General features: G+C 74.5%; 19 protein-coding genes. 11 read left to right on the top strand and 8 right to left on the bottom strand.

Features of this window, described 5'->3' with window-relative positions:
* Window positions 1-65: 65 nt before the first annotated feature.
* The 6 genes from ACWDCZ_RS03185 to ACWDCZ_RS03160 form a co-directional block, all read right to left on the bottom strand.
* Window positions 66-1,157 carry an alpha/beta fold hydrolase gene (locus ACWDCZ_RS03185; RefSeq protein WP_049652145.1) on the bottom strand — a complete coding sequence of 364 codons (1,092 nt, stop codon included), beginning with the start codon at window positions 1,155-1,157 and terminating at the stop codon, window positions 66-68.
* A 221-nt stretch (window positions 1,158-1,378) separates the two neighbouring features.
* Complete coding sequence (locus ACWDCZ_RS03180; RefSeq protein WP_049652144.1) at window positions 1,379-1,855, bottom strand: phage holin family protein; 477 nt, start codon at window positions 1,853-1,855, stop codon at window positions 1,379-1,381.
* A gap of 249 nt (window positions 1,856-2,104) precedes the next feature.
* On the bottom strand, window positions 2,105-3,511 hold the full coding sequence (gene nhaA, locus ACWDCZ_RS03175; RefSeq protein WP_449815083.1) for a Na+/H+ antiporter NhaA: 1,407 nt from the start codon (window positions 3,509-3,511) through the stop codon (window positions 2,105-2,107).
* Window positions 3,512-3,953: 442 nt separating this feature from the next.
* Window positions 3,954-5,924 carry an acetate--CoA ligase gene (gene acs, locus ACWDCZ_RS03170; protein WP_449815082.1) on the bottom strand — a complete coding sequence of 657 codons (1,971 nt, stop codon included), beginning with the start codon at window positions 5,922-5,924 and terminating at the stop codon, window positions 3,954-3,956.
* 264 nt (window positions 5,925-6,188) lie between these two features.
* Entirely contained in the window at window positions 6,189-8,621 is a 2,433-nt protein-coding gene (locus ACWDCZ_RS03165; RefSeq protein WP_449815081.1) for a SulP family inorganic anion transporter, read from the bottom strand.
* A 453-nt stretch (window positions 8,622-9,074) separates the two neighbouring features.
* Window positions 9,075-10,082, bottom strand: a complete 1,008-nt coding sequence (locus ACWDCZ_RS03160) for an ATP-binding protein (protein WP_380775709.1) — start codon at window positions 10,080-10,082, stop codon at window positions 9,075-9,077.
* Window positions 10,083-10,298: 216 nt separating this feature from the next.
* Here ACWDCZ_RS03160 and ACWDCZ_RS03155 point away from each other — a divergent pair, with 216 nt between their 5' ends.
* Window positions 10,299-11,189, top strand: coding sequence for an oxidoreductase (locus ACWDCZ_RS03155; RefSeq protein WP_449815080.1), 891 nt, complete (start codon window positions 10,299-10,301; stop codon window positions 11,187-11,189).
* A 381-nt stretch (window positions 11,190-11,570) separates the two neighbouring features.
* Here ACWDCZ_RS03155 and ACWDCZ_RS03150 read toward each other — a convergent pair whose 3' ends face one another.
* The gene (locus ACWDCZ_RS03150; protein ID WP_074002134.1) at window positions 11,571-12,368 is read right to left on the bottom strand and encodes an HAD family hydrolase; all 798 of its coding nucleotides are present in this window, start codon (window positions 12,366-12,368) and stop codon (window positions 11,571-11,573) included.
* 839 nt (window positions 12,369-13,207) lie between these two features.
* On the opposite strand from ACWDCZ_RS03150, the gene ssd reads away from it, so the two are divergent.
* The 7 genes from ssd to ACWDCZ_RS03115 all read left to right on the top strand — a co-directional run bounded on the left by ssd (window position 13,208) and on the right by ACWDCZ_RS03115 (window position 19,106).
* Window positions 13,208-14,332, top strand: a complete 1,125-nt coding sequence (gene ssd / locus ACWDCZ_RS03145) for a septum site-determining protein Ssd (RefSeq protein ID WP_074001780.1) — start codon at window positions 13,208-13,210, stop codon at window positions 14,330-14,332.
* Entirely contained in the window at window positions 14,332-15,669 is a 1,338-nt protein-coding gene (locus tag ACWDCZ_RS03140; RefSeq protein WP_449815079.1) for a TadA family conjugal transfer-associated ATPase, read from the top strand. The genes ssd and ACWDCZ_RS03140 overlap by 1 nt, the downstream gene beginning before the upstream one ends.
* Before the next feature lie 148 nt (window positions 15,670-15,817).
* The gene (locus ACWDCZ_RS03135; protein ID WP_449815078.1) at window positions 15,818-16,855 is read left to right on the top strand and encodes a type II secretion system F family protein; all 1,038 of its coding nucleotides are present in this window, start codon (window positions 15,818-15,820) and stop codon (window positions 16,853-16,855) included.
* 152 nt (window positions 16,856-17,007) lie between these two features.
* Window positions 17,008-17,628: a type II secretion system F family protein gene (locus ACWDCZ_RS03130; RefSeq protein ID WP_449815077.1), complete on the top strand. Its 621-nt coding sequence runs from the start codon at window positions 17,008-17,010 to the stop codon at window positions 17,626-17,628.
* Between the two features lie 53 nt (window positions 17,629-17,681).
* Window positions 17,682-17,975 carry a DUF4244 domain-containing protein gene (locus ACWDCZ_RS03125; protein WP_079271963.1) on the top strand — a complete coding sequence of 98 codons (294 nt, stop codon included), beginning with the start codon at window positions 17,682-17,684 and terminating at the stop codon, window positions 17,973-17,975.
* Between the two features lie 190 nt (window positions 17,976-18,165).
* Entirely contained in the window at window positions 18,166-18,591 is a 426-nt protein-coding gene (locus tag ACWDCZ_RS03120; protein WP_449815118.1) for a TadE family type IV pilus minor pilin, read from the top strand.
* Window positions 18,579-19,106 (top strand): Rv3654c family TadE-like protein, encoded by a 528-nt coding sequence (locus ACWDCZ_RS03115; RefSeq protein WP_449815076.1) that lies wholly within the window; start codon window positions 18,579-18,581, stop codon window positions 19,104-19,106. Before ACWDCZ_RS03120 ends, ACWDCZ_RS03115 begins: the two co-directional genes overlap by 13 nt.
* On the opposite strand, the gene ACWDCZ_RS03110 is transcribed toward ACWDCZ_RS03115, so the two are convergent.
* Entirely contained in the window at window positions 19,101-21,512 is a 2,412-nt protein-coding gene (locus ACWDCZ_RS03110) for a DEAD/DEAH box helicase (protein ID WP_449815075.1), read from the bottom strand. The genes ACWDCZ_RS03115 and ACWDCZ_RS03110 overlap by 6 nt on opposite strands.
* A gap of 221 nt (window positions 21,513-21,733) precedes the next feature.
* Between ACWDCZ_RS03110 and bldG the strand changes: the two genes are divergently transcribed.
* The 3 genes from bldG (at window position 21,734) to ACWDCZ_RS03095 (ending at window position 23,834) form a co-directional block, all read left to right on the top strand.
* Window positions 21,734-22,075, top strand: coding sequence for an anti-sigma factor antagonist BldG (gene bldG / locus ACWDCZ_RS03105; protein WP_049659132.1), 342 nt, complete (start codon window positions 21,734-21,736; stop codon window positions 22,073-22,075).
* A 160-nt stretch (window positions 22,076-22,235) separates the two neighbouring features.
* Entirely contained in the window at window positions 22,236-22,655 is a 420-nt protein-coding gene (locus ACWDCZ_RS03100; RefSeq protein ID WP_049659131.1) for an ATP-binding protein, read from the top strand.
* A gap of 402 nt (window positions 22,656-23,057) precedes the next feature.
* Window positions 23,058-23,834 (top strand): hypothetical protein, encoded by a 777-nt coding sequence (locus ACWDCZ_RS03095; RefSeq protein ID WP_117488505.1) that lies wholly within the window; start codon window positions 23,058-23,060, stop codon window positions 23,832-23,834.
* Window positions 23,835-23,930 lie beyond the last annotated feature (96 nt).

Below are 23,930 nucleotides of genomic sequence, written 5' to 3'. Positions count from 1 at the left end.
GTGCCCCCGGTTCCGTACGGCCGTGCCCCGGTTCGTACGGCCGCACCGGGCGGGACCGTACCGGGTCACTCCTTGTGGCGGCCGATCCAGTCCAGCAGCTCGGCGGTGAACTCCTCCGGCGCCTCCTCGTGCGGGAAGTGCCCGACCCCCGGCAGCAGCCGCCAGCGGTACGGCGCCGCGACGTACTCGCCGCCGCCGAGCGCGGTGTGCGACAGCAGCACCGGGTCCGCGGCGCCCTGGACGTGCAGGGTCGGCGCGGTGATCGGCTTCTTCATCCGCCGGGCGAACTGGATGCCGTCCGGCCGGGCCATCGAGCGCAGCAGCCAGCGGTACGGCTCGATCGAGCAGTGGGCGGTGCTGGGGATCTGGATCGCCTGCCGGTACGCGTGCAGCGCGGCCTCGTCCAGGCCGTTCGGACCGGTCCAGGAGGTCAGGTAGCGGCCGACCAGCTCGGCGTCGTCGGCCACCAGGCGGCGTTCCGGTATCCACGGCCGCTGGAAGCCCAGCACGTGGTCGAAGGCGGCGAACTGCCGGCGGTCGGTCAGCAGCGCGCGGCGCAGGTCCCGCGGGTGCGCGGCGGAGACCACGGTGAGGCTCTGGATGACGGACGGCCGCATCACCGCCGCCACCCAGGCCAGGGTGCCGCCGGAGGCGTGCCCGACCAGGTGCGCCCGGCGCTCGCCGAGCGAGCGGATCACCCCGGTGATGTCCAGGGCGAGGTTGCCAGGGTCGTACCCCCGCGGGGTGCGGTCGCTGCCGCCTATGCCGCGCAGGTCGAGCGCCACCGCCCGGTAGCCGGCCTCGGCGAGCGCGGTCAGCTGGTGGCGCCAGGCCCACCAGTACTCGGGCCAGCCGTGCACCAGCAGCACCAGCGGGCCGGAGCCCAGCTCGGCGATGTGGAAGCGGGCGCCGTTGGCCGCGAGGTCGCGGTGCGTCCACGGGCCGGGCTGCCGGACGTTCCAGGCCTCGCCGCTCTCCGCCGAGGTCCCGGCGGAGAGCGGACTGTTGTCCTCGGGGCCGGTGTCCTCGGAGGCGGCGCCGGGGCCGCCGGGGCCTTCGGGGCCTTCGGGAGTGAGCCCGGCGCCGGAGTCAGGACCGGAGTCGGGGCCGGAGTCGGCGGACGGCTGCGCGGGCACGGGCGTCTGGTCAAGCGGCATACCGAGAGCGTGTCACATCCGCGCGTCGGACACGTGCCCGGCACTCGTTGTCGGCCGGTCCGGCGCCCGTCGACGCGGCGCCGTCCGCCCCTTGCTGTTGCCCTGCTGCCCTGGCGTCCTCCTGCCGCAGCCCCGGCGGCGCCTGGTCGGTGACGGGACGCCGGTTATGGGGCGCCGGTTGCCGGGCGCCGGTTCCCGGGCGCCGGTTTACGGGCGCCGGTTTACGGGATGCGGCCGAAGGCCCGGTCGATCTCCTCCTGGGTGGCCGGGCGCGGCCGGGCGTTCTTCAGCACGTCGGCGGTCTTCTGGGCGCCCTCGATGGTGCGCACCGGCTTCTCGATCTTCTTGAACGAGCGCCAGGCCAGCATCCCGAGCAGCACCGCGAGCAGCAGGTAGGCGCCCGCCACGATCAGGAAGGACCAGCCCAGCGACAGGCCCAGCGCGTGGATGCCGAAGGCCGCCGCGGCGCTCAGCATCGGGATGGAGAACAGCGCCACCACGCCGGCGACGATCAGCGAGACGCCGCCCGAGACGCCGCGCTTGACGTCCGCCCGGATCTCGGACTTGGCGAGCGCGATCTCGTCGTGGACCAGCGCGGACAGGTCGGCGGTGGCCGCCGCGAACAGCTGCCCCACCGAACGCTCGCCCTCGTAGGGCGCCCGGCCGTTGCTGGACGGGTCTGCGGCTCCTGCGGGCATCAGCGGTTCTCCTCTGCGGCTGTACGGCGTGACGCCGCCGCGGGTGTGCGGTTCCGGGGGCCGGTGGGGGGTCCGGAGGCGTCTGTGGGTTGTCGACAGCTCAGAATCATGCCCCTACCGGTCAGTCGGACACCACTCCGGGGCCCCGCCGGAGGGACGTGTCCCGGCGGCCGGGGCGCTCCGGAGGCCTCCCGGAGGGGTTTGCGGGGCGCTTTTCCGGAGGGGTTCTCCAGGGGGCTCCCAGGTGCCTCAGCCGGGCTGGCCGGGCCGGTCGCGGGGGCCGGGGGCGGGGTCCTGCCCCTCGTCGGTCGTCGGGCGGGCCGCCTCGCCGACCCGTGCCCGCCAGGCCGGGTCGTCCTCCTGGTAGACGTCCGGGACACCGTCCCCGTCCAGGTCCCGGTCCTCCTCCTCGCACAGCTCGCGGTAGTGCCGGTTGCGCAGCTTCAGCAGGACCGTGGCGACCGCCGCGGCGAGCACCGAGCCGACCAGCACGGCCGTCTTGGCCCGGGCGGCGAGCGCCGGGTCGTCCGGGAAGGCCAGCTCGCTGATCAGCAGCGAGACGGTGAAACCTATGCCCGCGAGCACCGAGACCGCGACCATGTCGGCCCACTTGAGCCGCGGGTTCAGCTCGGCCCTGGTGAACCGGGCGGTCAGCCAGGCGCCGCCCAGCACGCCCACCGACTTGCCGACCAGCAGACCGATCACGATGCCGAGCGGTGCGGCCTGGGTGAACACCTCGCGCAGCTTCGGGCCGGAGACGGCCACGCCGGCCGAGAACAGTGCGAACACCGGGACGGCCAGGCCGGCCGAGAACGGGCGGACCAGGTGCTCGATGTGCTCGCCGGGGGAGTGCTGCTCGTCGCCCTCCCGGTGACAGCGCAGCATCAGGCCCATCGCGACGCCCGCCACCGTGGCGTGGATGCCGCTCTCGTGCATCAGCGCCCAGTTCACGACGGCCAGCGGCACGAAGAGGTACCAGCCGTGGACGCCGTGCCGGTGCAGGAACCAGAACAGCACCAGCCCGGCGAAGGCGAGGCCGAGCGCCCAGAACTTGATGCCGTGGCTGTAGAAGATCGCGATGATCAGGATCGCGATCAGGTCGTCGACGACCGCCAGGGTGAGCAGGAAGGCGCGCAGCGCGGACGGCAGGTGGCTGCCGACCACGGCCAGCACGCCGAGCGCGAAGGCGATGTCGGTGGCGGTCGGGATCGCCCAGCCGCCGGGGTGCCCGCCGGGGCCGGAGTTCACCAGGGCGAAGAGGATCGCGGGCAGCGCCACCCCGCAGACGGCGGCGACCACGGGCAGCAGCGCGGCACTGGGCGTGCGCAGCTCCCCCGCGACGAACTCGCGCTTGAGCTCGATCCCGGCGACGAAGAAGAAGATCGTCAGCAGGCCGTCCTTGGCCCAGGTGGCCAGGGAGAGGTCGAGGTGGAGCGGGGCGGAGGGGCCGACGGTGTAGTCGAGCACGCTCTGGTAGGCCTGCGGCCAGACGTTGGCCCAGATCAGCGCGATGACGGCGGCGCCCAGCAGCAGCATGCCGCCGACGGTCTCGGTGCGCAGGGCGTCGGTGATGAAGGTGCGCTCGGGCAGTGACAGCCGGCCGAGGAACTGCCGGCGGCGGTTCGTCGGCTCGTGGACGGGCGGCTGGTCGGTCACGGGGACCTCCTGGGGCTGGGAGCGGCAACGGATGCACGGGTGGTGCAGTTGCCGACCAGACTTCCCGGCGCGCCCTGTGACGCCCGCGACTCCCGTCAGGGATCTTGATGCGTCCTTAATAGTCTAGCGGGACGTTTGGGTGACATCCGGATTGTCCTATCCAAGGACTTAAGCCCTACGGGCCGGTTCTGCACTCCGGAGGAGCAGCGACCCGGCACCCGAACGGCCGCTCTGTATCCGAACGGGTGCGGAAGCGGCGGTTGACGGAACGACCGACGAGACGACCGACGAGACGACCGACGAGACGGCTGTCGTACGGCTGACGAAACGGATGGCGAAACGGCTGTGCCCCGGACGGTGATCACCGTCCGGGGCACAGCCGTTGTCTCAGTGGGCCAGCCGTCGCGGACCCGGAGGGTCAGCGGCCGCCGGCCCGGTGGGCTCAGCCGTTGCCGTTGCCGTTGCCGTTGTCCGAGGACGGCAGCTGGGCCTGGATCTGGCTCATCACCGTGCTGTCGGCCAGGGTGGTGGTGTCACCGACCTCGCGGCCCTCGGCGATGTCGCGCAGCAGGCGGCGCATGATCTTGCCGGAGCGGGTCTTCGGCAGCTCGCCGACCACCTTGATCTGCTTCGGCTTGGCGATCGGGCCGAGCGTGCGGCCGACGTGGGCCCGCAGCTCCTCGACCAGCTCGGGGCTCTCGGTGGCACCGCCGCGCAGGATCACGAAGGCGACGATGGCCTGGCCGGTGGTGGCGTCGGTCGCGCCGACCACGGCGGACTCGGCCACGGACGGGTGGCCGACCAGGGCCGACTCGACCTCGGTGGTCGAGATGTTGTGGCCCGAGACGAGCATGACGTCGTCCACCCGGCCGAGCAGCCAGATGTCCCCGTCCTCGTCCTTCTTGGCGCCGTCACCGGCGAAGTAGCGGCCCTCGAAGCGCGACCAGTAGGTGTCGATGTAGCGCTGGTCGTCGCCCCAGATGGTGCGCAGCATGGACGGCCACGGCTCGGTGAGCACCAGGTAGCCACCGGAGCCGTTCGGCACCTCGGCGGCGTTGTCGTCCACCACGGTGGCCGCGATGCCCGGCAGGGCGCGCTGGGCCGAGCCCGGCTTGGTCTCGGTGACGCCCGGCAGCGGGCTGATCATGATGGCGCCCGTCTCGGTCTGCCACCAGGTGTCCACGATCGGACACGTGCCGCCGCCGATGTGCTCCCGGTACCAGATCCAGGCCTCGGGGTTGATCGGCTCGCCGACGCTGCCCAGCACCCGCAGCGAGGACAGGTCGAACTTCGCCGGGATGTCGTCGCCCCACTTCATGAAGGTGCGGATCGCGGTCGGCGCGGTGTAGAGGATGGTCACGCCGTACTTCTGGACGATCTCCCAGAACCGGCCCTGGTGCGGGGTGTCCGGGGTGCCCTCGTAGATGACCTGGGTGGCGCCGTTGGAGAGCGGCCCGTAGACGATGTACGAGTGGCCGGTGACCCAGCCGATGTCGGCGGTGCACCAGTAGACGTCGGTCTCCGGCTTGAGGTCGAAGACCGCGTGGTGGGTGTAGCTGGCCTGGGTGAGGTAGCCGCCCGAGGTGTGCAGGATGCCCTTGGGCTTACCGGTGGTGCCCGAGGTGTAGAGGATGAACAGCGGGTGCTCGGCGTCGTGCGCCTCGGGGGTGTGCTCGGTGGACTGGCGCGCGGTGATCTCGTGCCACCAGACGTCGCGGCCCTCGGTCCACGGGATGTCCTGCCCGGTGCGGCGGACCACCAGGACGTGCTCGACGCCGTCGACCTTGGTGAGCGCCTCGTCGATGGCCGGCTTGAGGGCGGAGGGCTTGCCGCGCCGGTAGCCGCCGTCGGCGGTGATGACGAGCTTGGCCTCGGCGTCCTGGATGCGGGAGGCGACGGCGTCGGAGGAGAAGCCGCCGAAGACCACCGAGTGGGTGGCGCCGATCCGGGCACAGGCGAGCATCGCGACGACCGCCTCGGCGATCATCGGCAGGTAGACGGCGACCCGGTCGCCCTTGCGGACGCCGAGCTCCAGCAGCGCGTTCGCGGCCTGCGAGACCTCGTCCTTGAGCTGGGCGTACGTGATCGAACGGCCGTCGCCGGGCTCGCCCTCGAAGTGGATGGCGACCCGGTCGCCCAGGCCGTTCTCCACGTGGCGGTCGACGCAGTTGTACGCGACATTGAGCTTGCCGTCGGCGAACCACTTGGCGAAGGGAGGGTTGGACCAGTCGAGGGTCTCGGTCGGCTCGACGGCCCAGGTGAGGCGACGGGCCTGCTCGGCCCAGAAGCCCAGACGGTCCTCGGAGGCCTGCGCGTACGCGGCCACGGTGACGTTGGCGGCGGCGGCGAGCTCTGCCGGAGGGGCGAAGCGCCGCTCCTCCTTGAGCAGGTTGGCCAGGCTCTCGTTGCTCAACGCGCACTCCTCATCGAGTCATGATCGGGGGCGATCCCGTGCGTGGGGATTGTCCCGTGTGTCCCAGCGCACAGCTCACCAGGCGAACGGGGCAGTTGACAAGAGGCTCCTGTGAATTGGTGTAGACCTTTGACCGACGGCCGGGCGGCGGCCGACCGGCGACCGGCCGGCCTCGCGTCCGGTCCGCCGCGGAGGACCGGACGGCCGTTCGGGGGTGGGTGGGCCCGTGCCCCGGCCCGCCCGGCGGGGACACGGACCCGGCTCTCAGGCGGCCAGCCGGGGGCCCTCCTCGCCGCCCTCGACCGGAACCCGATCATCCTCCCTCACCCGTTCGGCCGATGCTGTGTTCGGCCGGACATCGGGGCCGGTTCCGATGGGGGCCTCGGTGTGGTGTTCGATTCCGTTCGCGTCCTTCCCGGTGCGGGCCTCGACCGGGCTGAACGTCCCGGCTGCCCGGTCGAGGACGTAGGCCTGGGCCGTCGCGAAGTCGAAGTACATCCCGACCAGCCGCAGGGTGCCCTCCTCGACCCGGCGCTCCACCGCCGGGTTGGCCAGCAACTGGTCCAGCTGCTGGACCACGTTGGTGATGCAGAGCTGCTCCACGACGTCCACCGCGGGCCGGGCGGCGAACTCCGCCGGGACCCGTCGGAGCCGGTCCAGCGAGCCGCGGCCGTTGCGCAGCCAGCGGGTCAGCGGGGTGGGCGGCCCGGGGCGCTCGTGCACGCCGTCCAGCAGGGCCTGCATCGCTCCGCAGCCGGAGTGGCCGCAGACCGTGATCGAGCGCACCTCCAGCACCTCGACCGCGTACTGCACCGCGGCGGCCACCGAGTCGTCCGCCGCGCCGGGTTCGTGCGGGGCCGGCACCAGGTTGCCCACGTTCCGCACGGTGAACAGGTCCCCCGGACCGCTGTTGGTGATCATGCTGGTGACCATCCGGGAGTCCGCGCAGGTCAGGAAGAGCTGGGAGGGCGTCTGCCCCTCGCGCGCCAGCCGGGCGAGTTCCGGCCGGACCAGCGGGGCGGTGTGCAGCTGGAACACCCGGACGCCGTCCAGCAGTCGGCCGTGCGGGTCCTCCTGCTGCTCGATGCAGTGGTGGCCGACCCAGGGCGTCCAGGCCCGGCAGCGGTGCGGGCCCGGTGAACTGCCCGCACGCACGGTGCCGTCCGGGTCGAGCACCTCGTCGTCCTGGCGGCGCGTCACCATCGAGACCAGGCCGCCCGCCTCCTGGTGCCCGGCCCGCCAGGTGTGCAGCGTCTCGTACGCGGCGTGGTCCAGGAAGGAGCCGTCGTGGACCACGGTGACCTCGGCCCCGGCCGGGATGCCGGCCAGTGCCCGACCGAGCCGGGGCACGGTGGTGAAGGTGAGCGGGCCGTGCGTCCGGACGGTGACCGCGCCCCCGGGGCCGGTCTCCACGTCCACGTAGGCGCGGGTCAGCCGGTAGAGGGCGAGCAGGACGGCGGTGCCGGCGCCGATCGCGACGCCCCACAGCACGCCGGCGGCCACCACACCGAGCACGGTGATCAGGTAGACCGGGAACTCGCGGTGCCGGTGCACCTTGCGGATGTGCGCGAAGCTCACCATCTGCAGCCCGACCACCAGCACCAGCGCGGCGAGCGCGGCCAGGGGGATCCGGCGCAGTCCGCCGGTCAGCGCCAGCGCGGCGGCCAGCACCCAGACGCCGTGCAGCACCGAGGCCCACCTGGTCTGGCCGCCGGCCCGCACGTTGGCGGTGCTGCGCACCGCGCCCCCGGCGACCGGCAGCCCGCCGGCCAGTCCGCTCACCAGGTTGGCGAGGCCCTGCCCGCGCAGTTCGCGGTCGAGGTCGCCGGTGCGGCGGGACATCCGGTCGGTCGCGACGGCGGACAGCAGCGACTCCACGCTGGCCACGGCGGTGACGGTGAGGACGGCGGCGAGCAGCCCGAGGACCGGGCCGTGCGGCAGCGCGGGCAGGAGTGCCTGCGGCCGCCAGGCGGGCAGCTCGATGTGGGCGAGCCGCAGGTCCAGGGCGAACACGAGGGCGGTGGCCAGTGCGACCCCGGCCAGTGGGCCGGGGACCCTGGCCAGCCGGGCGCCGAACTCGCCCGCTCGGCCGGGCAGTCGGCCGAGCCGGGGCCAGCCGACCAGGACGGCCACGGTCACCGCGCCGGCCAGCAGCGCGGGTGGGTGCGGGCCGGCCAACTGGCCGGGAAGGGCCAGGATGTCGGCGATCGCGGAGCTCTGCGGCGAGCCGCCGAGGACGACGTGCAACTGCGCGATGGCGATGGTGATCCCGACCCCCGCCAGCATGCCGTGCACGATCGCGGGCGAGACGGCGAGCGCGGTCCGGGCCACCCGGCGTGCGCCGAGCAGAAGTTGGAGCAGTCCGGCCGCGACGGTGATGGCGCAGGTGGCCCGCCAGCCGTACTGGGCGATCAGTCCGGCGGTGATCACCGTCAGCGCCGCCGAGGGGCCACTGACCTGGAGCGGTGTGCCGCCGAACAGCCCGACCACGATGCCGCCCACGGCCGCGGCGGCCAGGCCGGCGGTGAGCGGGGCGCCGGTGGCGAGCGCGATGCCGAGGGAGAACGGCACGGCGATCAGAAAGACCACGAGGGACGCGGAGAGGTCCTGGGCCCACCGGATGCGGGGGCCCGCGCCCGGCGGCGCGTGGTCGGTGGTGTCGGAGGCGATGGGGGCACTGGAGATGTCGAGGGTCATTGTCTTCCCGTCTGTCCGGGGGAGCGAACGCAGTCAGGTCCGGCGGTGAATCCGGGGTGGGGCTCCGGGGCGGATCGGCTGTCGTGGGCGCGACGGTGTGGCGGGATGGCGTGGGCGCGGCGGGGGAGTGCGGGTGTCACCGGCCGGCGTTGACCATCAGGCCCGCCAGGGCTTCGGGCGAGGTGCGGGACGTCTCACCGGGGGCCACCGGGCGAACCATCAAGACTCGGTAAACCGAGGGTAATGAAAGCTTTGCACAGCGTGGTTCCGGGAGGGAAGCGGAAAACCCCCTGATTCACCCCAATGGGTGGTGGCCTAACGGTCGGGAATCTGCTGGTCGCAGCGGTCGTGGCTCCCGTCCGCCGGGGTCGGCTCCGGAGCCGGGCGCGGCGAACGGGCCGCGACCTCCCGGAGCGGGGGAGGTCGCGGCCCGTTCGGCGGCGGTGGTGGGGGTCAGGCGCGGGCGCCCGCCGGGGCGGTGCGCGTGTCGCCGTCCGCGAACCCGCCCAGGACGAAGTCCTCGTCCACCTGGGTCGCGAGGTCGATGCCGACCTTGGAGTTGGCCCAACTCTCCGCGTTGCGGCGGTGGAAGAGCACCGCCTGCTCGGTGTAGCGGCGCGCGTCCCGCCGCCCGTACGCCGCGTCGGCCTCGATCCGCAGCTCCTCCAGCACGGCCCGGTCGGCCGTCTCCAGGGACTTCAGCGGCGGTTCGGCGCCCTGCTCCAGGCGGCGCACCCAGTCCGACTGCCGGAAGGTGGTGAGCAGGTCGTCGCCGACCTCGCGGCGCAGGAAGGCCAGGTCGTCCGGCCCCTGCACCTTGTTGCCGACCACCCGCAGCCGCACGCCGAAGTCGCGGGCGTAGTCCTTGTACTGGCGGTAGACGGAGACGCCCTTGCGGGTCGGTTCGGCGACCAGGAAGGTCAGGTCGAAGCGGGTGAACAGGCCGGAGGCGAAGGAGTCCGAGCCCGCGGTCATGTCGGTCACCAGGTACTCGCCCGGGCCGTCCAGCAGGTGGTTGAGCAGCAGCTCCACCGCGCCGACCTTGGAGTGGTAGCAGGCCACCCCGAGGTCCTCCTCGGTGAACGCGCCGGTCGCCAGCAGCCGGACCGAGCCCTCGTCCAGCGCGATCGGGCGGGCGCAGGCGGCGTAGACCGGGTTCTCCTCGACGATCCGCAGCAGTCGCGAACCGCGGCCGGGCGGCGTGGTTTTGATCATCTCGTCGGAGGAGTGGATGAGCGGGTTGCTGCCGCGCAGGTACTCCTTGATCTCCGGCAGGTGCCCGCCCAGTGAGGGCAGGGCTGCGGCCTGATCGTCCGTCAGGCCCAGCGCGGGGCCCAGGTGCTGGTTGATGTCGGCGTCCACGGCGACGACCGGCCGGCCCAGGGCTGCCAGGTGGCGGATGAACAGCGCGGACAGCGTGGTCTTCCCGCTGCCGCCCTTGCCGACGAAGGCGATCTTCATCTGGGGACTCCGGCTCTCGCTCAGGGCCCTCGCTGCGGGCCGTCCGCCCAGGGGCCGCGCGACGCGCTCCCTAGTTGGAAATCGTTATCGTCTCCGATAGTGGCCATGCTAGCCGGGGTTTGGGTGTCGCCGGGGGCGGGAAGTGAGGATTGCCTCTAACGGGTGATGCGGGGTTGCTGTTCCGGGAGGGGCGGCCCGTTCATTACTCTCGGGTAGGTGAGCACTGGAACTGATCCCCTCGCCCCGCTGGCCCAGCTCCCCGGGGTGCCCGACGCGGTCGCCGAGGTGCGCAAGGCCGTCGACCGGCTCTACGGCCACCGGGTGATGCGCCGCCGCGCGGCCGAGGTCACCTCCGAGTCCGCGCTGCGCGGCGCCCGCGCGTCGGCGGCCCTGGCCGGGGCCGACTGGCCGCTGGAGGAGGTCCGCCGCCGCAGCGACTTCGGCGCGGACCCCGAGGCCCGGACGGTCGGCGCGGCCCTGCGGATCGCCGCCGAGGCCGGCCAGCTGCTCAGCATCTGGCGGCACTCGCCGCTCCAGGTGCTGGCCCGGCTGCACCTGCTCGCGGTCGGCGACGGCGATCCGGCCGCCGGTCGCCCGCGGCGGGCCGGGGAGGGCGCGGAGCTGCTGTTCCCGCAGGAGCTGGAGCCGGTGGAGAGCGTCGAGGTCGAGGCCGTCGACGGGCCGCCGCCCGTGCTGCCGCCCGCTCCGGGTGCGGAGGAGGTCGCGGCCCGGCTCGACCAGCTCTCCCGGCTGCTGGTGGCGCGCGCGGAGGGCCAGGGCGTGGGCACGCCGGCCCTCGTCGTGGCCTCGGTGGTGCACGGCGAACTGCTCGCGCTGCGGCCGTTCGGCGCCCACAACGGCGTGATCGCGCGGGCCGCCCAGCGGATCGTGCTGATCGCCGAGGGGCTCGACCCGAAGTCGATCTGCCCGGCCGAGGTCGGCCTGGCCGAGCTGGGCACCGCCGCCCACCGCCGAGCCCTGGCCGGCTACCTGGCGGGAACCCCCGAGGGGATGGCGGCCTGGATCGCGTACAGCGGTCGGGCGCTGCGGCTCGGGGTGCGGGAGAGCACGGCGGTCTGCGAGGCGATGCAGCGCGGGATGGTCTGAGCGCCCCGCTCGGGACGGCGCGCGCGCCCCGAGAGGGGGCGCGCGGAGACGAGGATGCGGCGGCACCTGCTCCTGCCGGGTGCCGCCGCTGGTGCAGATACCGGGTGACCATGCATGCACCGGAAGTGCCGATCAGACGGGGATCCTGCCCGTTCGTCTGGTCCGGCGGCCCGACAGCGGGTCGGCTGCATGTGGGTGCCCGGATATCTGTACGTGCGGTCCGTGGGGCCTGAACTGCGTTGTCGGTTTGACCTCTTAAGGTCCTGACCGGGTCTCGCGGGCCGTGCTTCATTTGTATCGCGTTTCGGGGGAAAGGGGAACCCGAAAAGAGAAGTCTGTCCCGATTGACCGTTTTGTCCAAGGACTGCCGGGCCGCCCGCCTCAGGCGAGGGGGCGCCTCCGGCGGGCCAGGTACCAGATCACCCCGGCGGTCACCACGGCCGTCCCGACCGCCACCGCGGTCAGCACCGAGCCGCTCGGGGCCGAGAACTCGGGCAGTCGGCGCCGCAGTTCCACCGGCTTGTCGAAGACCAGCACCGGCCACTCCCGGGCCTGCGCCTCCTTCCGCAGCGCGCGGTCCGGGTTGACCGCCGACGGGTGGCCGACCGCCTCCAGCAGCGGCAGGTCGGTGGAGGAGTCGCTGTAGGCGTAGGAGGCGGCCAGGTCGTAGCCCTCGGTCGCGGCCAACTCCCGAATGGCGGCGGCCTTGTTCTCGGCGTAGGCGTAGTACTCGATCTCGCCGGTGTAGCAGCCGTCCTCGACCTGGAGCCGGGTGGCGATCACGTGGTCCGCGCCGAGCAGCCGGCCGATCGGCTCGACCACCTCGGAGCCGGAGCTGCTGACGATCACCACGTCCCGGCCGGCCGCGTGGTGCTGCTCGATCAGCGAGGCCGCCTCGTCGTAGATGATCGGGTCGATCAGGTTGTGCAGGGTCTCGGCGACGATCTCGCGGACCTGCTGGACGTTCCAGCCCCGGGTGAGCGCGGAGAGGTACTGGCGCATCTTCTCCATCTGGTCGTGGTCCGCGCCGCCGACCAGGAAGACGAACTGGGCGTACGCGCTGCGCAGTACGGCCCGACGGTTGATCAGTCCGCCCTGGTAGAAGGGGCGGCTGAAGGCCAGTGCGCTCGACTTGGCGATGATGGTCTTGTCGAGGTCGAAGAAGGCCGCGGTGCGCAGCCCGCCGGGTCGGGGGCGAACGGGCGGGCGGAGCTCTTCGGGTCCGGTGGCGTCGCCCTGGGACTCGTCGGCGTAGTCGTCGGCGTTCTCGGTGGTGTCCACGGGAACCGAGGATAGAGGGAGCCGCAAAAGACCCCGCCATTCGGCGTACTCGCGGGCGTGCGGGTTTGTGTTTCTGGCCGCTCGGGTACACCATGGAAGTCACGGATCGTTCGCGACCGTGCTAACCCGGTCCGGCTCCTCCCCCCCGAGCCGGGCTGTGGATAGACGACCCCCGCTCTCCCCCCCGGCGGGGGTCGTCGCACGTCCGGGGCCATTTTCAGGGCTTGAACGCCCCTCGCCGCGGGTGCGCCGCCGTCGTGTCGACGGCTTACAGGGGGTGTCGCCACTCCGGCCCGTCGATCGACTTTCGTCACTCTGTGTCGCCATTTGCTCATGCCCGTCGAGGATCGAACGGCTGGTTCCGATCGGTGGTGCGAGCCCGTTCGGAAGCCGTTCGGAAGCGGTGTCCGGAAGGCGGCGGGCGGAGGTCGGGAGAACGGCTGAACGGGACGGGGCGGGTCGCCGGTTCATCTCGGTGACCCCCTTTCGTCAATTCTTCGCCGAATAGCCCCCCGCCCGGGTGAACGTTTTCCTCCACAGCACACGAGTTATCCACAGGCAATCGGAACCCGGATGACGAAATCCGGATCTCCCCCCACCATGATGACCGGCGGCGGTCGCCGGGCAGGGCCTCACCCCCTTCCTCCCTCAGAGGCCTGTCGGGCGGCCGTCCGCCGGAACCGTCCGACGTGCGCCGTCGGCCACCCCGGTGGCCGGCGGCGCGGAGGGGAGCAACCATGTCGACGCCGATCGCCGACCACATCACCGCCGAGGGCCCCGCGGTCGCCGGGCCGCTCGTCGTCACCGAGGACGAGGGCCTGGCCGAGCACCTGCTGCGGATCTGCGCGGCGGCGGGCACCGAGCCGAGGCTGGTCCGGGGCGCGCCGCCGACGCGGGACCTCTGGGAAGGGGCCTCGCTGGTCCTGGTCGGGGACGACCAGGCCGTCCGCTGCTCCGGGCTGGGGCGGCGCGGCGGAGTGCTGCTGCTCGGGCTGGACCTGGACGACCCCGGGGTGTGGGTCAGAGCCGTCCAACTCGGGGCCGAGCACGTGCTGTTCCTGCCCGACGCCGAGGCCTGGCTGCTCGACCGGATCGCCGACGCGGCCGAGGGCGTCGGCTGCCCGGCGGTCACCGTCGCGGTGCTCGGCGGGTCCGGCGGGGCCGGGGCCTCGACCCTGGCCTGCGCGCTGGCGGTCACGGCCGCGCGGGCGGGCCGGCGAACGATGCTCCTGGACGGCGATCCGCTGGGCGGGGGCCTCGACATCCTGCTCGGCGGCGAGCGGGTCAGCGGGCTGCGCTGGCCCGATCTGGCCGGCTCCCGCGGGCGGGTCAGCGGGGCCGAGCTGGCCCGGGCGCTGCCCGCGCTCAAACGGCTCTCCGCGCTGTCCTGCCTGTCCTGGGACCGCGGCGACACCCTGACGGTGCCGCCGGAGGCCATGCGCAGCGTGCTGGCCGCCTCCAGACGGCGCGGCGGGCTGGTGGTGGTCGACGTGCCCCGGCACCTCGACGCGGCCGCCGGGCAGGCGCTGGAGCAGTCCGACCTGGCGCTCCTGGTGGTGTCGGCCGAGCTGCGCGCGGTGGCCGCCGCCGACCGGGTCGCGGCGGCGGCCCGGATGCGGCTCGGGGACGTCCGGGCCGTGGTGCGGCCGGTGCGGGCCGGCGGGCTCCCGGCCCGGCAGATCGTCCGCGGGCTGCGCTTGCCGCTGGCGGGGGAGCTGGAGCCGGAGCCGGGCCTGGCCCAGGACGTCGTGAAGGGCGTCCCGCCCGGAAGCCGGGAGGGCGGCCCGCTCGCGCGCTTCTGCGCGAGCTTCCTGACCGAGGTGCTGCCGCCGGTGCCGGTGGCCGGAGGAGGTGTGTACTGATGGTCCGTCTGCGCAGAACGGTCCTTCGGAGCGGATCGCCCGGTCCGGGCGGCGGTGCGCGGGAGCACCGGCCGCTGCGGAGCGTGCCGCCGCCCGGCGGGCCGCCGGAGCCCGGGCACGGGCCCTGTCCGTACGGTCGTACGGCCCGCGAGCAGCGGGCGGCGGCCCTGGTGGACGCGGTCCGGCTGCGGCTGGCCGAGTCGGGGGCCGCCCCGACGGCAGGCTCGGTCGCGGCCGCGCTGCGGGCCACCCGCCCGCCGCTCGGCGGGGACGAGGTCCTGGACACCGTGCGCTCGCTGCGCGCCGAACTGGTGGGTGCGGGCCCGCTGGACCGGCTGCTGGCGGCGCCCGACGTCACGGACGTCCTGGTGAACGGTCCGGACGAGGTGTGGGTCGACCGTGGCGGCGGCCTGCAGCGAACCACCGGAGTCCGTTTCGCCGACGCCGAGGCGGTGCGGCGGCTGGCCCACCGGCTGGCCACGGCGGCCGGCCGGCGGCTGGACGACGCCCGCCCGTGGGTGGACGCCCGGCTGCCGGACGGGACCCGGCTGCACGCCGTACTGCCGCCGATCGCGGCCGGCTGCACGCACATCTCGCTGCGGGTCTGCCGCCCCCGGCCCTTCACGCTCGACGAGCTGGTGGCGGGCGGGTCGCTGCCACCGGAGGGTGCGGAGCTGCTCGCGGGCATCGTGCGGGCCCGGCTGTCGCTGCTCGTCTCCGGCGGGACGGGCTCGGGGAAGACCACGCTCCTGTCGGCCCTGCTCGGTCTGGTCGGGCCGGACGAGCGGATCGTGCTCGCCGAGGACTCCGCCGAGCTGCAACCGGCCCACCCGCACGTGGTCCGGTTGCAGAGCCGGCCGCCAAATCAGGAGGGGCTGGGCGAGTTCACCCTGCGGGACCTCGTCCGCCAGGCGCTGCGGATGCGTCCGGACCGGTTGGTGATCGGCGAGGTCCGCGGGCCCGAGGTGTCGGACCTGCTGGCCGCGCTGAACACGGGGCACGAAGGCGGCTGCGGCACGGTCCACGCCAACACGGCGGCGGACGTGCCGGTCCGGCTGGAGGCCCTGGGCGCGCTCGCGGGCCTCGACCGGACGGCGCTGCACGGCCAACTGCGGGCCGCGCTCGACGTGGTGGTGCACCTGGTCCGCGATCCGGGCTCGGGACGGCGCCGGGTGGCGGAGATCCACACGCTGGCCGGGGCCGGTGCCGGGTCGGCCGTGACCACACCCGCGGTGGCCTTCCCGGCGTCCGGTGGCCTGAGCCCCGGTGCGGGGTGGGAGCGGCTGGTCGGGCTGCTGGCGGCGCGCGGGGTGTCGCTCGGGCGGGGGCGCCCGTGATCGCGGTGACGGTGACCGGGCCGGTGGGCGCGGACGTGCGGGTGGTGGAAGTCGCCTTCGCCCTGTTGGTGGGCGGGTGCGCCGTGGGAGCTCTGGTGCTGCTCGGCGGCGCGGGCCGGAAAGACCGAGGTCAACGGAGGTGGGTTAAGTGACGCAGAGTCAGCTCGCGTTCTACTGGGCGCTGGCGTTGTTCCTGGTGGCCGTCGCCGCGTGGCGTGCGGTGCAGGAGCAGTTGCCGGGCGGGCAGCGCTCCAGGCTGGTGCTGGCGGGCAGCGGGCCTCCGGTGCGGGGGCCCGGCCCGGAGATCGAGGTGCGGTCCTGGGCCAGGGGGCTGCTGCCGGGCTTCCTGGTTCCCGAACTGCTGCTCCTTCCACTGGGGTTGGCCGCTGGGCAGGCCGCCGCCTCACCGGTGCCGGTGCTCGCGGCCGCGCTGGCCGTCCTGCCGCTGCGCAGGTGGCGGCTGCGGCGACGCCTGGCGGTGGAGGCCCGGCACCGGGCCGCGGCCGTGGTGGAGCTCTGCGCGGGCCTGGCAGGGGAGTTGCGCGGTGGTGCGACGCCGGAGCAGGCGCTGCACCTGGTCACCGCGCGGCTCGCCGCCGACCCGGAGGGGCTGCGCAGACTCGGTGAGGAGCCGGTGGCCCGACTGGTGGCGGGCCGTTACGGCGGGGACGTACCCGCCGCGCTGCACCTGCTGGCCGAACTTCCGGGCGGCAGTGGGGCCGCGGCCGTCGCGGCCTGCTGGCAGGTGGCCGAGGGCAGCGGATCGGGGTCGGCCGATGCGCTGGACCGGGTCGCGGAGGCGCTGCGCGGCGAGCGGGCGCTCGCGGAGGAGATCGCCGGGGAACTGGCAGGACCGCGCGCGACGATCGCCGTCCTGGCCGCGCTGCCGGGCGTCGGGCTGCTCCTCGGCGCGGCGCTCGGGGCGCACCCGCTGGAGGTTCTGCTGCACACCCCGGCTGGGCTGGGCTGCCTCGTGGCGGGGGCGGTCCTGGAGGGGCTGGGCGTGCTCTGGACGGCACGCATCGTCCGGGCGGCGGCCCACGGCGCGCTGGAGGCGCCGGCTGGGCGGGGTGGGCGGTGTGCGGCCTCAGGTCGTGCGGGGCCCGCTCTTCGGCCGGGCGAGCGGAACCGCGGGCTGTCGCGGGTGCGCGCACGGGCGCTCGGAGTGGAAGCGGGGGCGAGGTGATGCGGGGCATCGAGTGGGCGGCTTTCGCCCTCACGGCAGGCGTGGTTGCTGCGGGGTGGGCGTCGGTGCGCGGCCGGGTGAGACGCCGACGGGTACTCGTCCGGGCCCGGGGTGGAGAGGGGATCGGAAGGCGAACCAGGGCTGCTGCCTTAGTGGTTGAGCGTCGCCGACGGCTGTTGGTGGCGGGCGTCGCCGGGATCACGGCGGCGGTGCTGCTCGGTGGCGGCCCCGAGCTGGCCGTCGGGGTGCTGCTCGCGGTGGGTGTCCATCGCTGGTCGGTCCGGGTGCGCTCGCCGGCCGACCGCAGGGCGGCCCGCGAGGAGGAGCTGCTGACCAGGCAACTCCCGCTGGGCGCCGAGCTGTTGGCGGCCTGCCTCGGCTCGGCGGCGCTCCCCTCGGAGGCCGTGTCGGCGGTGGGTCGAAGTGTGGGGGCGCCGCTGGGGCCCCGGCTGGCGGCGATCGGGGCCGAACTGGCCCTGGGTGCACCGCCGGAGCTGTGCTGGCACCGCCTGGGCGAGCAGCACCCGTCGCTGGCGCCGCTGGCCCGCTGTCTGGAGCGCAGCAGCCTCGGTGGCGTCCCCGCCGCCGGCCCGCTGGTCGGGTTGGCGCAGGGGCAGCGCACGGCGGCTGCCCGCGCGGCCCACGCCCGGGTCCGCCGGGCCGCGGTGCTCGCCACCGCGCCGCTGGGGCTCTGCTTCCTCCCGGCCTTCGTCCTGACCGGCGTGGTGCCGGTGGTCGTCGGCCTCACCAGCCGCTTCGCCGAGGCGATGTGAAGGAGCGTCGGCCGCACGAGCAGCCGTCGTACGTCGAGTGACAGGAGAGTTCCATGACCGCAGTGATCGCGATTCGGCCCGGTGCCGGGCGTCCGCTCCGCCCGTTGGCCGAGGAGTGGCAGCGGAGGAGCCACCGGTCGGCCCGTCGGGTGCGCTGGGCAGCCCGCCGGGTCCGCCGGGTGGCGCGACTCCGAGGCCGCTCGGACGCCGGGATGACCACGGCCGAGTACGCCGTCGGGACGCTGGGCGCGTGCGCCCTCGCGGCCGGGCTGTACAAGGTGGTGACCAGCGACGCCATCACCGGTGCGCTGACCGACATGCTGGTACGGGCGCTCCATGCGACCTGAGGCCGGCTGCCGAACTCCCGCCGGTGGGCCGCCTTCGGCCGGTGGACCCCTGGGGGCGGGCGCGCCCCGTGGGGCTGCCTCCGGTCGTCGGCGGCCCCCGGCCGGGCGGTCGGGAGAAGGTTCTGTCCCCGTCTCGCGAGGCACGCGCCCCGGCGTCGCTCCGCCCGTGCTCCGGGCGGGCGGCAGGGGCCTGAGGACGGGCCCGGGCCGGGCGTGGTCGCTGCGCCCGGGGCGACGCGGCGATGCGGGCTTCGTGACGGCGGAGACGGCGGTGGCACTGCCGGCGCTCCTCCTGCTCGCGGCGATGCTGATCTGGGGCGTGCTCGCGGCGGCCGCGCAGATCCGCTGTGTGGACGCCGCCCGGGTCGGCGCCAGGGCGGCCGCTCGCGGGGAGGCGGACGCCGCCGGGCTCGCCCGCGCGGCGGCCCCGCCGGGCGCACAGGTCCGGGTCGCCGTGGCGGCCGACACGGTCCGGGTCGACGTGGAGGCGCCGTGCGCTGGGCCGGGCAGGCTCGGCGGGCTGCTCGCCGTCCGGCTCACTGCGGCGGCCGTGGCGGCGCGGGAGGACGTCCTGGTGGCGGGCGCGGAGGCAGGTGGTGGCCCGTGGCCGTCCTGACCGGGCTGCGGGAGGCGGCGGAGCGGCTGGCACGCGCCCGTGCGGCCCGAGCGGTCGCGGTGGGCGGCCGGGGGCCGGACGCCGGCTCGGCGACGGTCTGGCTGCTCGCCCTGGCGATGCTGGGCACGGCGGTGTTCGCCGGGACGATCGCGGTCGGCTCGGTGGTGGCCGCTCGGCACCGGGCCGAGTCGGCGGCCGACCTCGCGGCCCTCGCCGCGGCGGACCGACTGCTGCTGGACCGGGACGGCGGCTGCGCCCGGGCCGCCGGGATCGCCGCCGTCCAGGGCGCCGGGCTGGTGTCCTGTGCGGTCGACCGGTCGGCGGACGCCGTCGAGGTGGTGGCCGAGGTGGAGGTCCGCGGGCTCCCGGCCCGACTGCCGGTCGGCCCGGCGCGGGCGAGGGCTCGGGCCGGGCCGGTACGGGCCCCGGTCACCGGCCCCGAGGACGCGCCGGAGGGCGGGCCGGGCGGGGCTCCGGGCGGAGCCCCCAGCGCGGCTGCGGGGGCGGCCTCATGAACCGGCCGGTGCGCCACCGTCCGGTCCCGGGACCGCTTCCGGTCCGTCTGCCTCCGGCCCGTCCGGCCCGTCGTCCGGTGCCTCCGTGGCTTCGGGTGCCCCGGCCAGCAGGACGTCCAGAAGCCGGACGGCGGCGGCCTTGTCCAGCGGGTCGTTCCCGTTGCCGCACTTGGGCGACTGGACGCAGGACGGGCAGCCGCGCTCGCACTCGCAGGAGGCGATCGCCGTCCGGGTGGCCGTCAGCCACTGGACCGCCCGCTGGAAGCCGCGTTCGGCGAAGCCGGCCCCACCGGGGTGGCCGTCGTAGACGAACACGGTCGGCAGGCCGGTGTCCGGATGCAGCGGCACGGAGACGCCGCCGATGTCCCACCGGTCGCAGGTGGCGAACAGCGGCAGCAGCCCGATCGAGGCGTGCTCGGCGGCGTGGGCGGCGCCGGGCAGCTGGTCGGGCGGGATGTCCGCGTCGAGCAGCTGGTCCTCGGTGACGGTCCACCAGACCGCCCGGGTGCGCAGTGTGCGGGGCGGCAGGTCGAGCTTGGTCTCGCCCATGATCTCCCCGGTGGAGATCCGCTTGCGGAGGTAGCCGACCACCTGGTTGACCACCTCCACCGAGCCGAAGCTGAGCCGGCCCTCGCCCCAGTCCACGGTGGTGTCGGTGTCGAGGACGGAGATGGAGGTGATGTCGCGGGCGGCCGTGGTGTACGGCGGGTCGGCCGGTTCGACCAGGGCGACGGAGTTCTCCAGGTCGAACTCCCGGACCAGGTAGGTGCGGCCTTGGTGCAGGTGGACGGCGCCGGTGTGGACGGTGGTGTGCGCGGCCGCGGCGTCCACCGTGCCGAGCAGCCGGCCGGTGTCGGCCTCGACGATCTGCACCGGGCTGCCGCCGCTGCCGCGCAGGTCCACCGCGTCGGCCGCGCGCTCGCGACGGGTCCAGTACCAGGAGCCGTCACTGCGCCGGCGCAGCAGGCCGCGCCGCTCCAGGACCGGCAGCAGTGGTGCGGTGGACGGCCCGAACAGCTCCAGGTCGGCGTCGGTGAGCGGGAGTTCGGCGGCGGCCGCGCACAGGTGCGGGGCGAGCACGTGCGGGTTGTCGGGGTCGAGCACGGTGGCCTCGACGGGGGCCGCGAACAGCGCCTCGGGGTGGTGCACCAGGTAGGTGTCCAGCGGGTCGTCCCGGGCGATCAGGACGGCCAGCGCGCCCTGGGCCTCCCGCCCCGCGCGGCCCGCCTGCTGCCAGAGCGAGGCCCGGGTGCCGGGGTAGCCGGCCATCAGGACGGCGTCGAGGCCGGAGATGTCGACGCCGAGTTCGAGAGCGGAGGTGGAGGCGAGGCCGAGCAGTCGGCCGGAGTGCAAGTCGCGTTCCAAGGCCCGGCGTTCGTCGGCGAGGTAACCGCCGCGGTAGGCGGCCACCCGTCCGGCGAGCGGGCGGCCGAGCTGGTCCTGGGCCTGGAGCGCGACGAGCTCGGCGGCGCGCCGGGAGCGGACGAAGACGACGGTGCGGGTCTCCCGTTCGACCAGCTCGGTCAGCAGGTGGGCCGCCTCGGCGGTCGCGGTGCGGCGCACGGGCGCGCCGTGCTCGCCGACGTTCTCGGTCAGCGGCGGCTCCCAGAGGCCGAAGACCATCGGCCCGCGCGGCGAGGCGTCCTCGGTGACGGCCACGGCGGGCAGGCCGGTCAGCCGCCGGGCGGTCGCGGCCGGGTCGGCGGTGGTGGCGGAGGCCAGCAGGAAGGCGGGTGACGAACCGTAACGGGCGCAGATGCGGCGCAGCCGCCGCAGCACCTGGGCGACGTGCGAGCCGAACACGCCCCGGTAGCTGTGGCACTCGTCCACGACCACGTAGCGCAGCGCCTTGAGGAAGGAGGACCAGCGGGCATGGCCGGGCAGGATGCCCCGGTGCAGCATGTCCGGGTTGGTGAGCACGTAGGAGACGTACTGGCGGACCCACTCGCGCTCCTCGGGCGGGGTGTCGCCGTCGTAGAGGGCGGCGCGCACCCTCGGCGGGGCGAGTTCGGCGGCCCGGCGCCGCTGGTCGGCGGCGAGCGCCTTGGTCGGGGCCAGGTAGAGCGCGGTGGCGCCGCGGCCGTTGCGGGCCTCGGTGCCGTCCAGCAGGTCGCTGAGCACCGGGGCCAGGTAGCCCAGCGACTTGCCCGAGGCGGTGCCTGTGGCGATCACCACAGTCTGGCCGCTTTTGGCCAGATTCATCGCTTCTGCCTGGTGCGCCCACGGCTGTTCGACCCCGACGGCACGAGCCGCGGCCACGACCTCCGGACGGATCGAGTCCGGCCATGGTGAATAACGCGCAGGTCGGGCGGGAAGGTGCTCCGTATGGGTGAGTCGGTCGGACCGCCCCCGGCCGGCGGCCAGGGTCGTGAGCAGTGCCTCGGGCGGGCTGTGTCGGGGCGGCATGAGGACCCAGTGTGTCACCGGCGTGACGGAGAATCGTCGTAAGCCATCGTGCGGGCATGGTCGCAGGTGGTTGAATGTGGCCGTGACGGCCGTATGGCCGTGGGTCGCAGCGCCGAGGCTTGCCACGTGTGGCTGGGCGCGCCCGGGCTCGCGACCATGCGGTGGCGGCCGTCCGGCCGAGGATCGCACATGACGTAGCAAGGCAAGGTGCTGGAGGTTCCGTGGACCTGTCCCTGTCGACCCGTTCAGTCGGCGATCGTACGGTCGTCGAGGTTGGCGGCGAGATCGATGTGTACACCGCCCCGAAGCTGCGGGAGCAGCTGGTCGAGCTCGTCAACGACGGCAAGTACCACCTCGTCGTCGACATGGAAGGCGTTGACTTCCTCGACTCGACCGGCCTCGGTGTGCTGGTGGGCGGTCTGAAGCGAGTGCGTGCCCACGAGGGCTCGCTGCGCCTCGTCTGCAACCAGGAGCGCATCCTGAAGATCTTCCGCATCACCGGCCTGACCAAGGTCTTCCCGATCCACACCTCGGTGGACGACGCGGTCAACGCGACCGACTGACGCGGCCGGGCCGGCCCGTGCGGCCGGCCCCGCTCGTTCTTCGCGTCCGGGTGCCCGGGTCCGTGTGGCCCGGTGCGTCCCCCGGGCGCCCCTGGGCCGGTTCCGCCGGCCCGCAGGGGCCGGGTCTCCGGCCCCGGTCGGAGCACCCCGAGGGGGAGAGATGGCAACCGTCGAACTGCGATTCAGCGCGCTTCCCGAGCACGTGCGGACGGCCAGGCTGGTCGCCGCGGCCGTCGCCAGACGGGCCGGGGTCGACGAGTCGGTGCTCGACGAGGTACGGCTCGCGGTCGGCGAGGCGTGCTCCCGCGCGGTCGGACTGCACCAGCGCGGCGGCATCGGCGGCGCGGTCCGGGTCGCGCTGACCGATCAGGAGAAGCGTTTCCTCATCGAGGTCGAGGACGAGGCCGGCCCCGCCGCCGTCCCGGCCTCCGGCGACGCCGAGGGCGGCGAGCCGGACGAGGACACCCTGGGCCTCGCCGTGATCACCGGCCTGGTCGAGGACCTGGAGGTCACCAACGGCGCGGCCGGTGGCCTGATCCGGATGAGCTGGCCGGTTTCGGTCGCCTCCATCGCGGTCTGAGGCGCTGCCTCGACGTCTTCTCGCGTCCCCGCCGCCTCGCGGGCGCTTCCTCGCGCCCGAGAGCGGCCGGGGTCCTGTTCCCGGGCATGCGGTGACACACCGCTGATCCCGGCGGTTCGCCGCGTCGCGGACGAGGACGTCCACGCGGATCCGCGCCGTGCGGCCGCCCTGGCCGCTCGCGCAGACCACCCCACCGCCGAAGCACCCCACCGCCGAAGCACCCCACCGCCGAAACACCCGGGCCGGGACGAGTGCGAGCGGGCCTGACCCGGGCCGGGGCGTCGAGAGGGCGGCCCCTGGAGGGCGGGGGAGCCGGGAATCGGGGGACGGACGAATCGGGGGACGGACATCGGCCGTGTAGGTTCGACGACCGATGACGACCGAACCGAAAGGCTTCTCCCGGTGAACAAGCGACTGCTGGCCGTACCCGCCCTCGGCGTGCTGCTCGCGTTCGGCGCCGTCGGCTGCGGCGGCGACGACAACAACAGCAAGCAGCTGGAGTCCTGGGCGTCGAACGTCTGCGGCGCTGCCAAGGACCCGATCGCCCAGGCGCAGACCGCGCTGGCCGACACCGGCCAGGTGAAGACCGGCGAGGCCCCGGCCGACCTCCAGAAGCGGCTCTCCACGGACATCGGGCGGCTGGCCAAGACCAACCAGGACATAGCCGCCGCCATCGACGCGGCCGGGGCGCCCAAGGTGCAGGACGGCGCGGCCCTCCAGAAGGACACCGTCGAGGAGCTGAAGAAGGCGGCCGACGGGTACGTGGAGGTCCAGAAGAAGGTGGACGCGCTGCCCAACAACGACCAGGCCAAGTTCGCCGACGGGCTGCGCAGCGTGGCCGACCAGGTGCAGCAGCTGGCCTCGCTCTCCACCCAGGCGCAGAGCAAGCTCCAGCGCGGTGAGCTCGGCGCGGCGATGGCCAAGCAGGAGGGCTGCAAGCCGTCCCCGACCACCGCCCCGAGCGGCGGCGCCACCGGCGGTGCGGGGGCCGGCGCGAGCGGCACCCCGGCCCCGGGCGGCACGACCCCGGCGCCGGGCGCCACCGACACCCCGAGCGCCCCGGCCACCACCCCGGCGCCCGGCGCGACCGACGGCACGAGCCCGGCCGCTGCTGGTGCGACCACCGCTCCGGCCGCCCCGCCCACCACCCCGGCGAACCCGGCCCCCAGCGCGAGCTGAGCCCGGGCGGACCGGAGGGTCCGACGCGCCCGTCCCCGGTACCGGGGACGGGCCCGGTGACGGGGACGGCGAGACGCCGCCCCCGGAGTCGCCGTC

It is taken from the genome of Kitasatospora sp. NPDC001225 (assembly GCF_053597855.1).
The sequence above is the reverse complement of the archived record's forward strand: the minus strand, read 5'-3'. Positions and strand labels throughout refer to the sequence as shown.

Excerpts from the sequence above, each read along its gene's own strand:
- ACWDCZ_RS03140 (WP_449815079.1), top strand. The coding sequence starts at position 14,332 with ATGGTCCGTCTGCGCAGAACGGTCCTTCGGAGCGGATCGCCCGGTCCG.
- ACWDCZ_RS03160 (WP_380775709.1), bottom strand. The coding sequence starts at position 10,082 with ATGAAGATCGCCTTCGTCGGCAAGGGCGGCAGCGGGAAGACCACGCTG.
- ACWDCZ_RS03100 (WP_049659131.1), top strand. The coding sequence starts at position 22,236 with ATGGCAACCGTCGAACTGCGATTCAGCGCGCTTCCCGAGCACGTGCGG.
- ACWDCZ_RS03125 (WP_079271963.1), top strand. The coding sequence starts at position 17,682 with ATGACCGCAGTGATCGCGATTCGGCCCGGTGCCGGGCGTCCGCTCCGC.
- ACWDCZ_RS03110 (WP_449815075.1), bottom strand. The coding sequence starts at position 21,512 with ATGCCGCCCCGACACAGCCCGCCCGAGGCACTGCTCACGACCCTGGCC.
- ACWDCZ_RS03165 (WP_449815081.1), bottom strand. The coding sequence starts at position 8,621 with ATGACCCTCGACATCTCCAGTGCCCCCATCGCCTCCGACACCACCGAC.
- ACWDCZ_RS03180 (WP_049652144.1), bottom strand. The coding sequence starts at position 1,855 with ATGCCCGCAGGAGCCGCAGACCCGTCCAGCAACGGCCGGGCGCCCTAC.
- ssd (WP_074001780.1), top strand. The coding sequence starts at position 13,208 with ATGTCGACGCCGATCGCCGACCACATCACCGCCGAGGGCCCCGCGGTC.
- ACWDCZ_RS03185 (WP_049652145.1), bottom strand. The coding sequence starts at position 1,157 with ATGCCGCTTGACCAGACGCCCGTGCCCGCGCAGCCGTCCGCCGACTCC.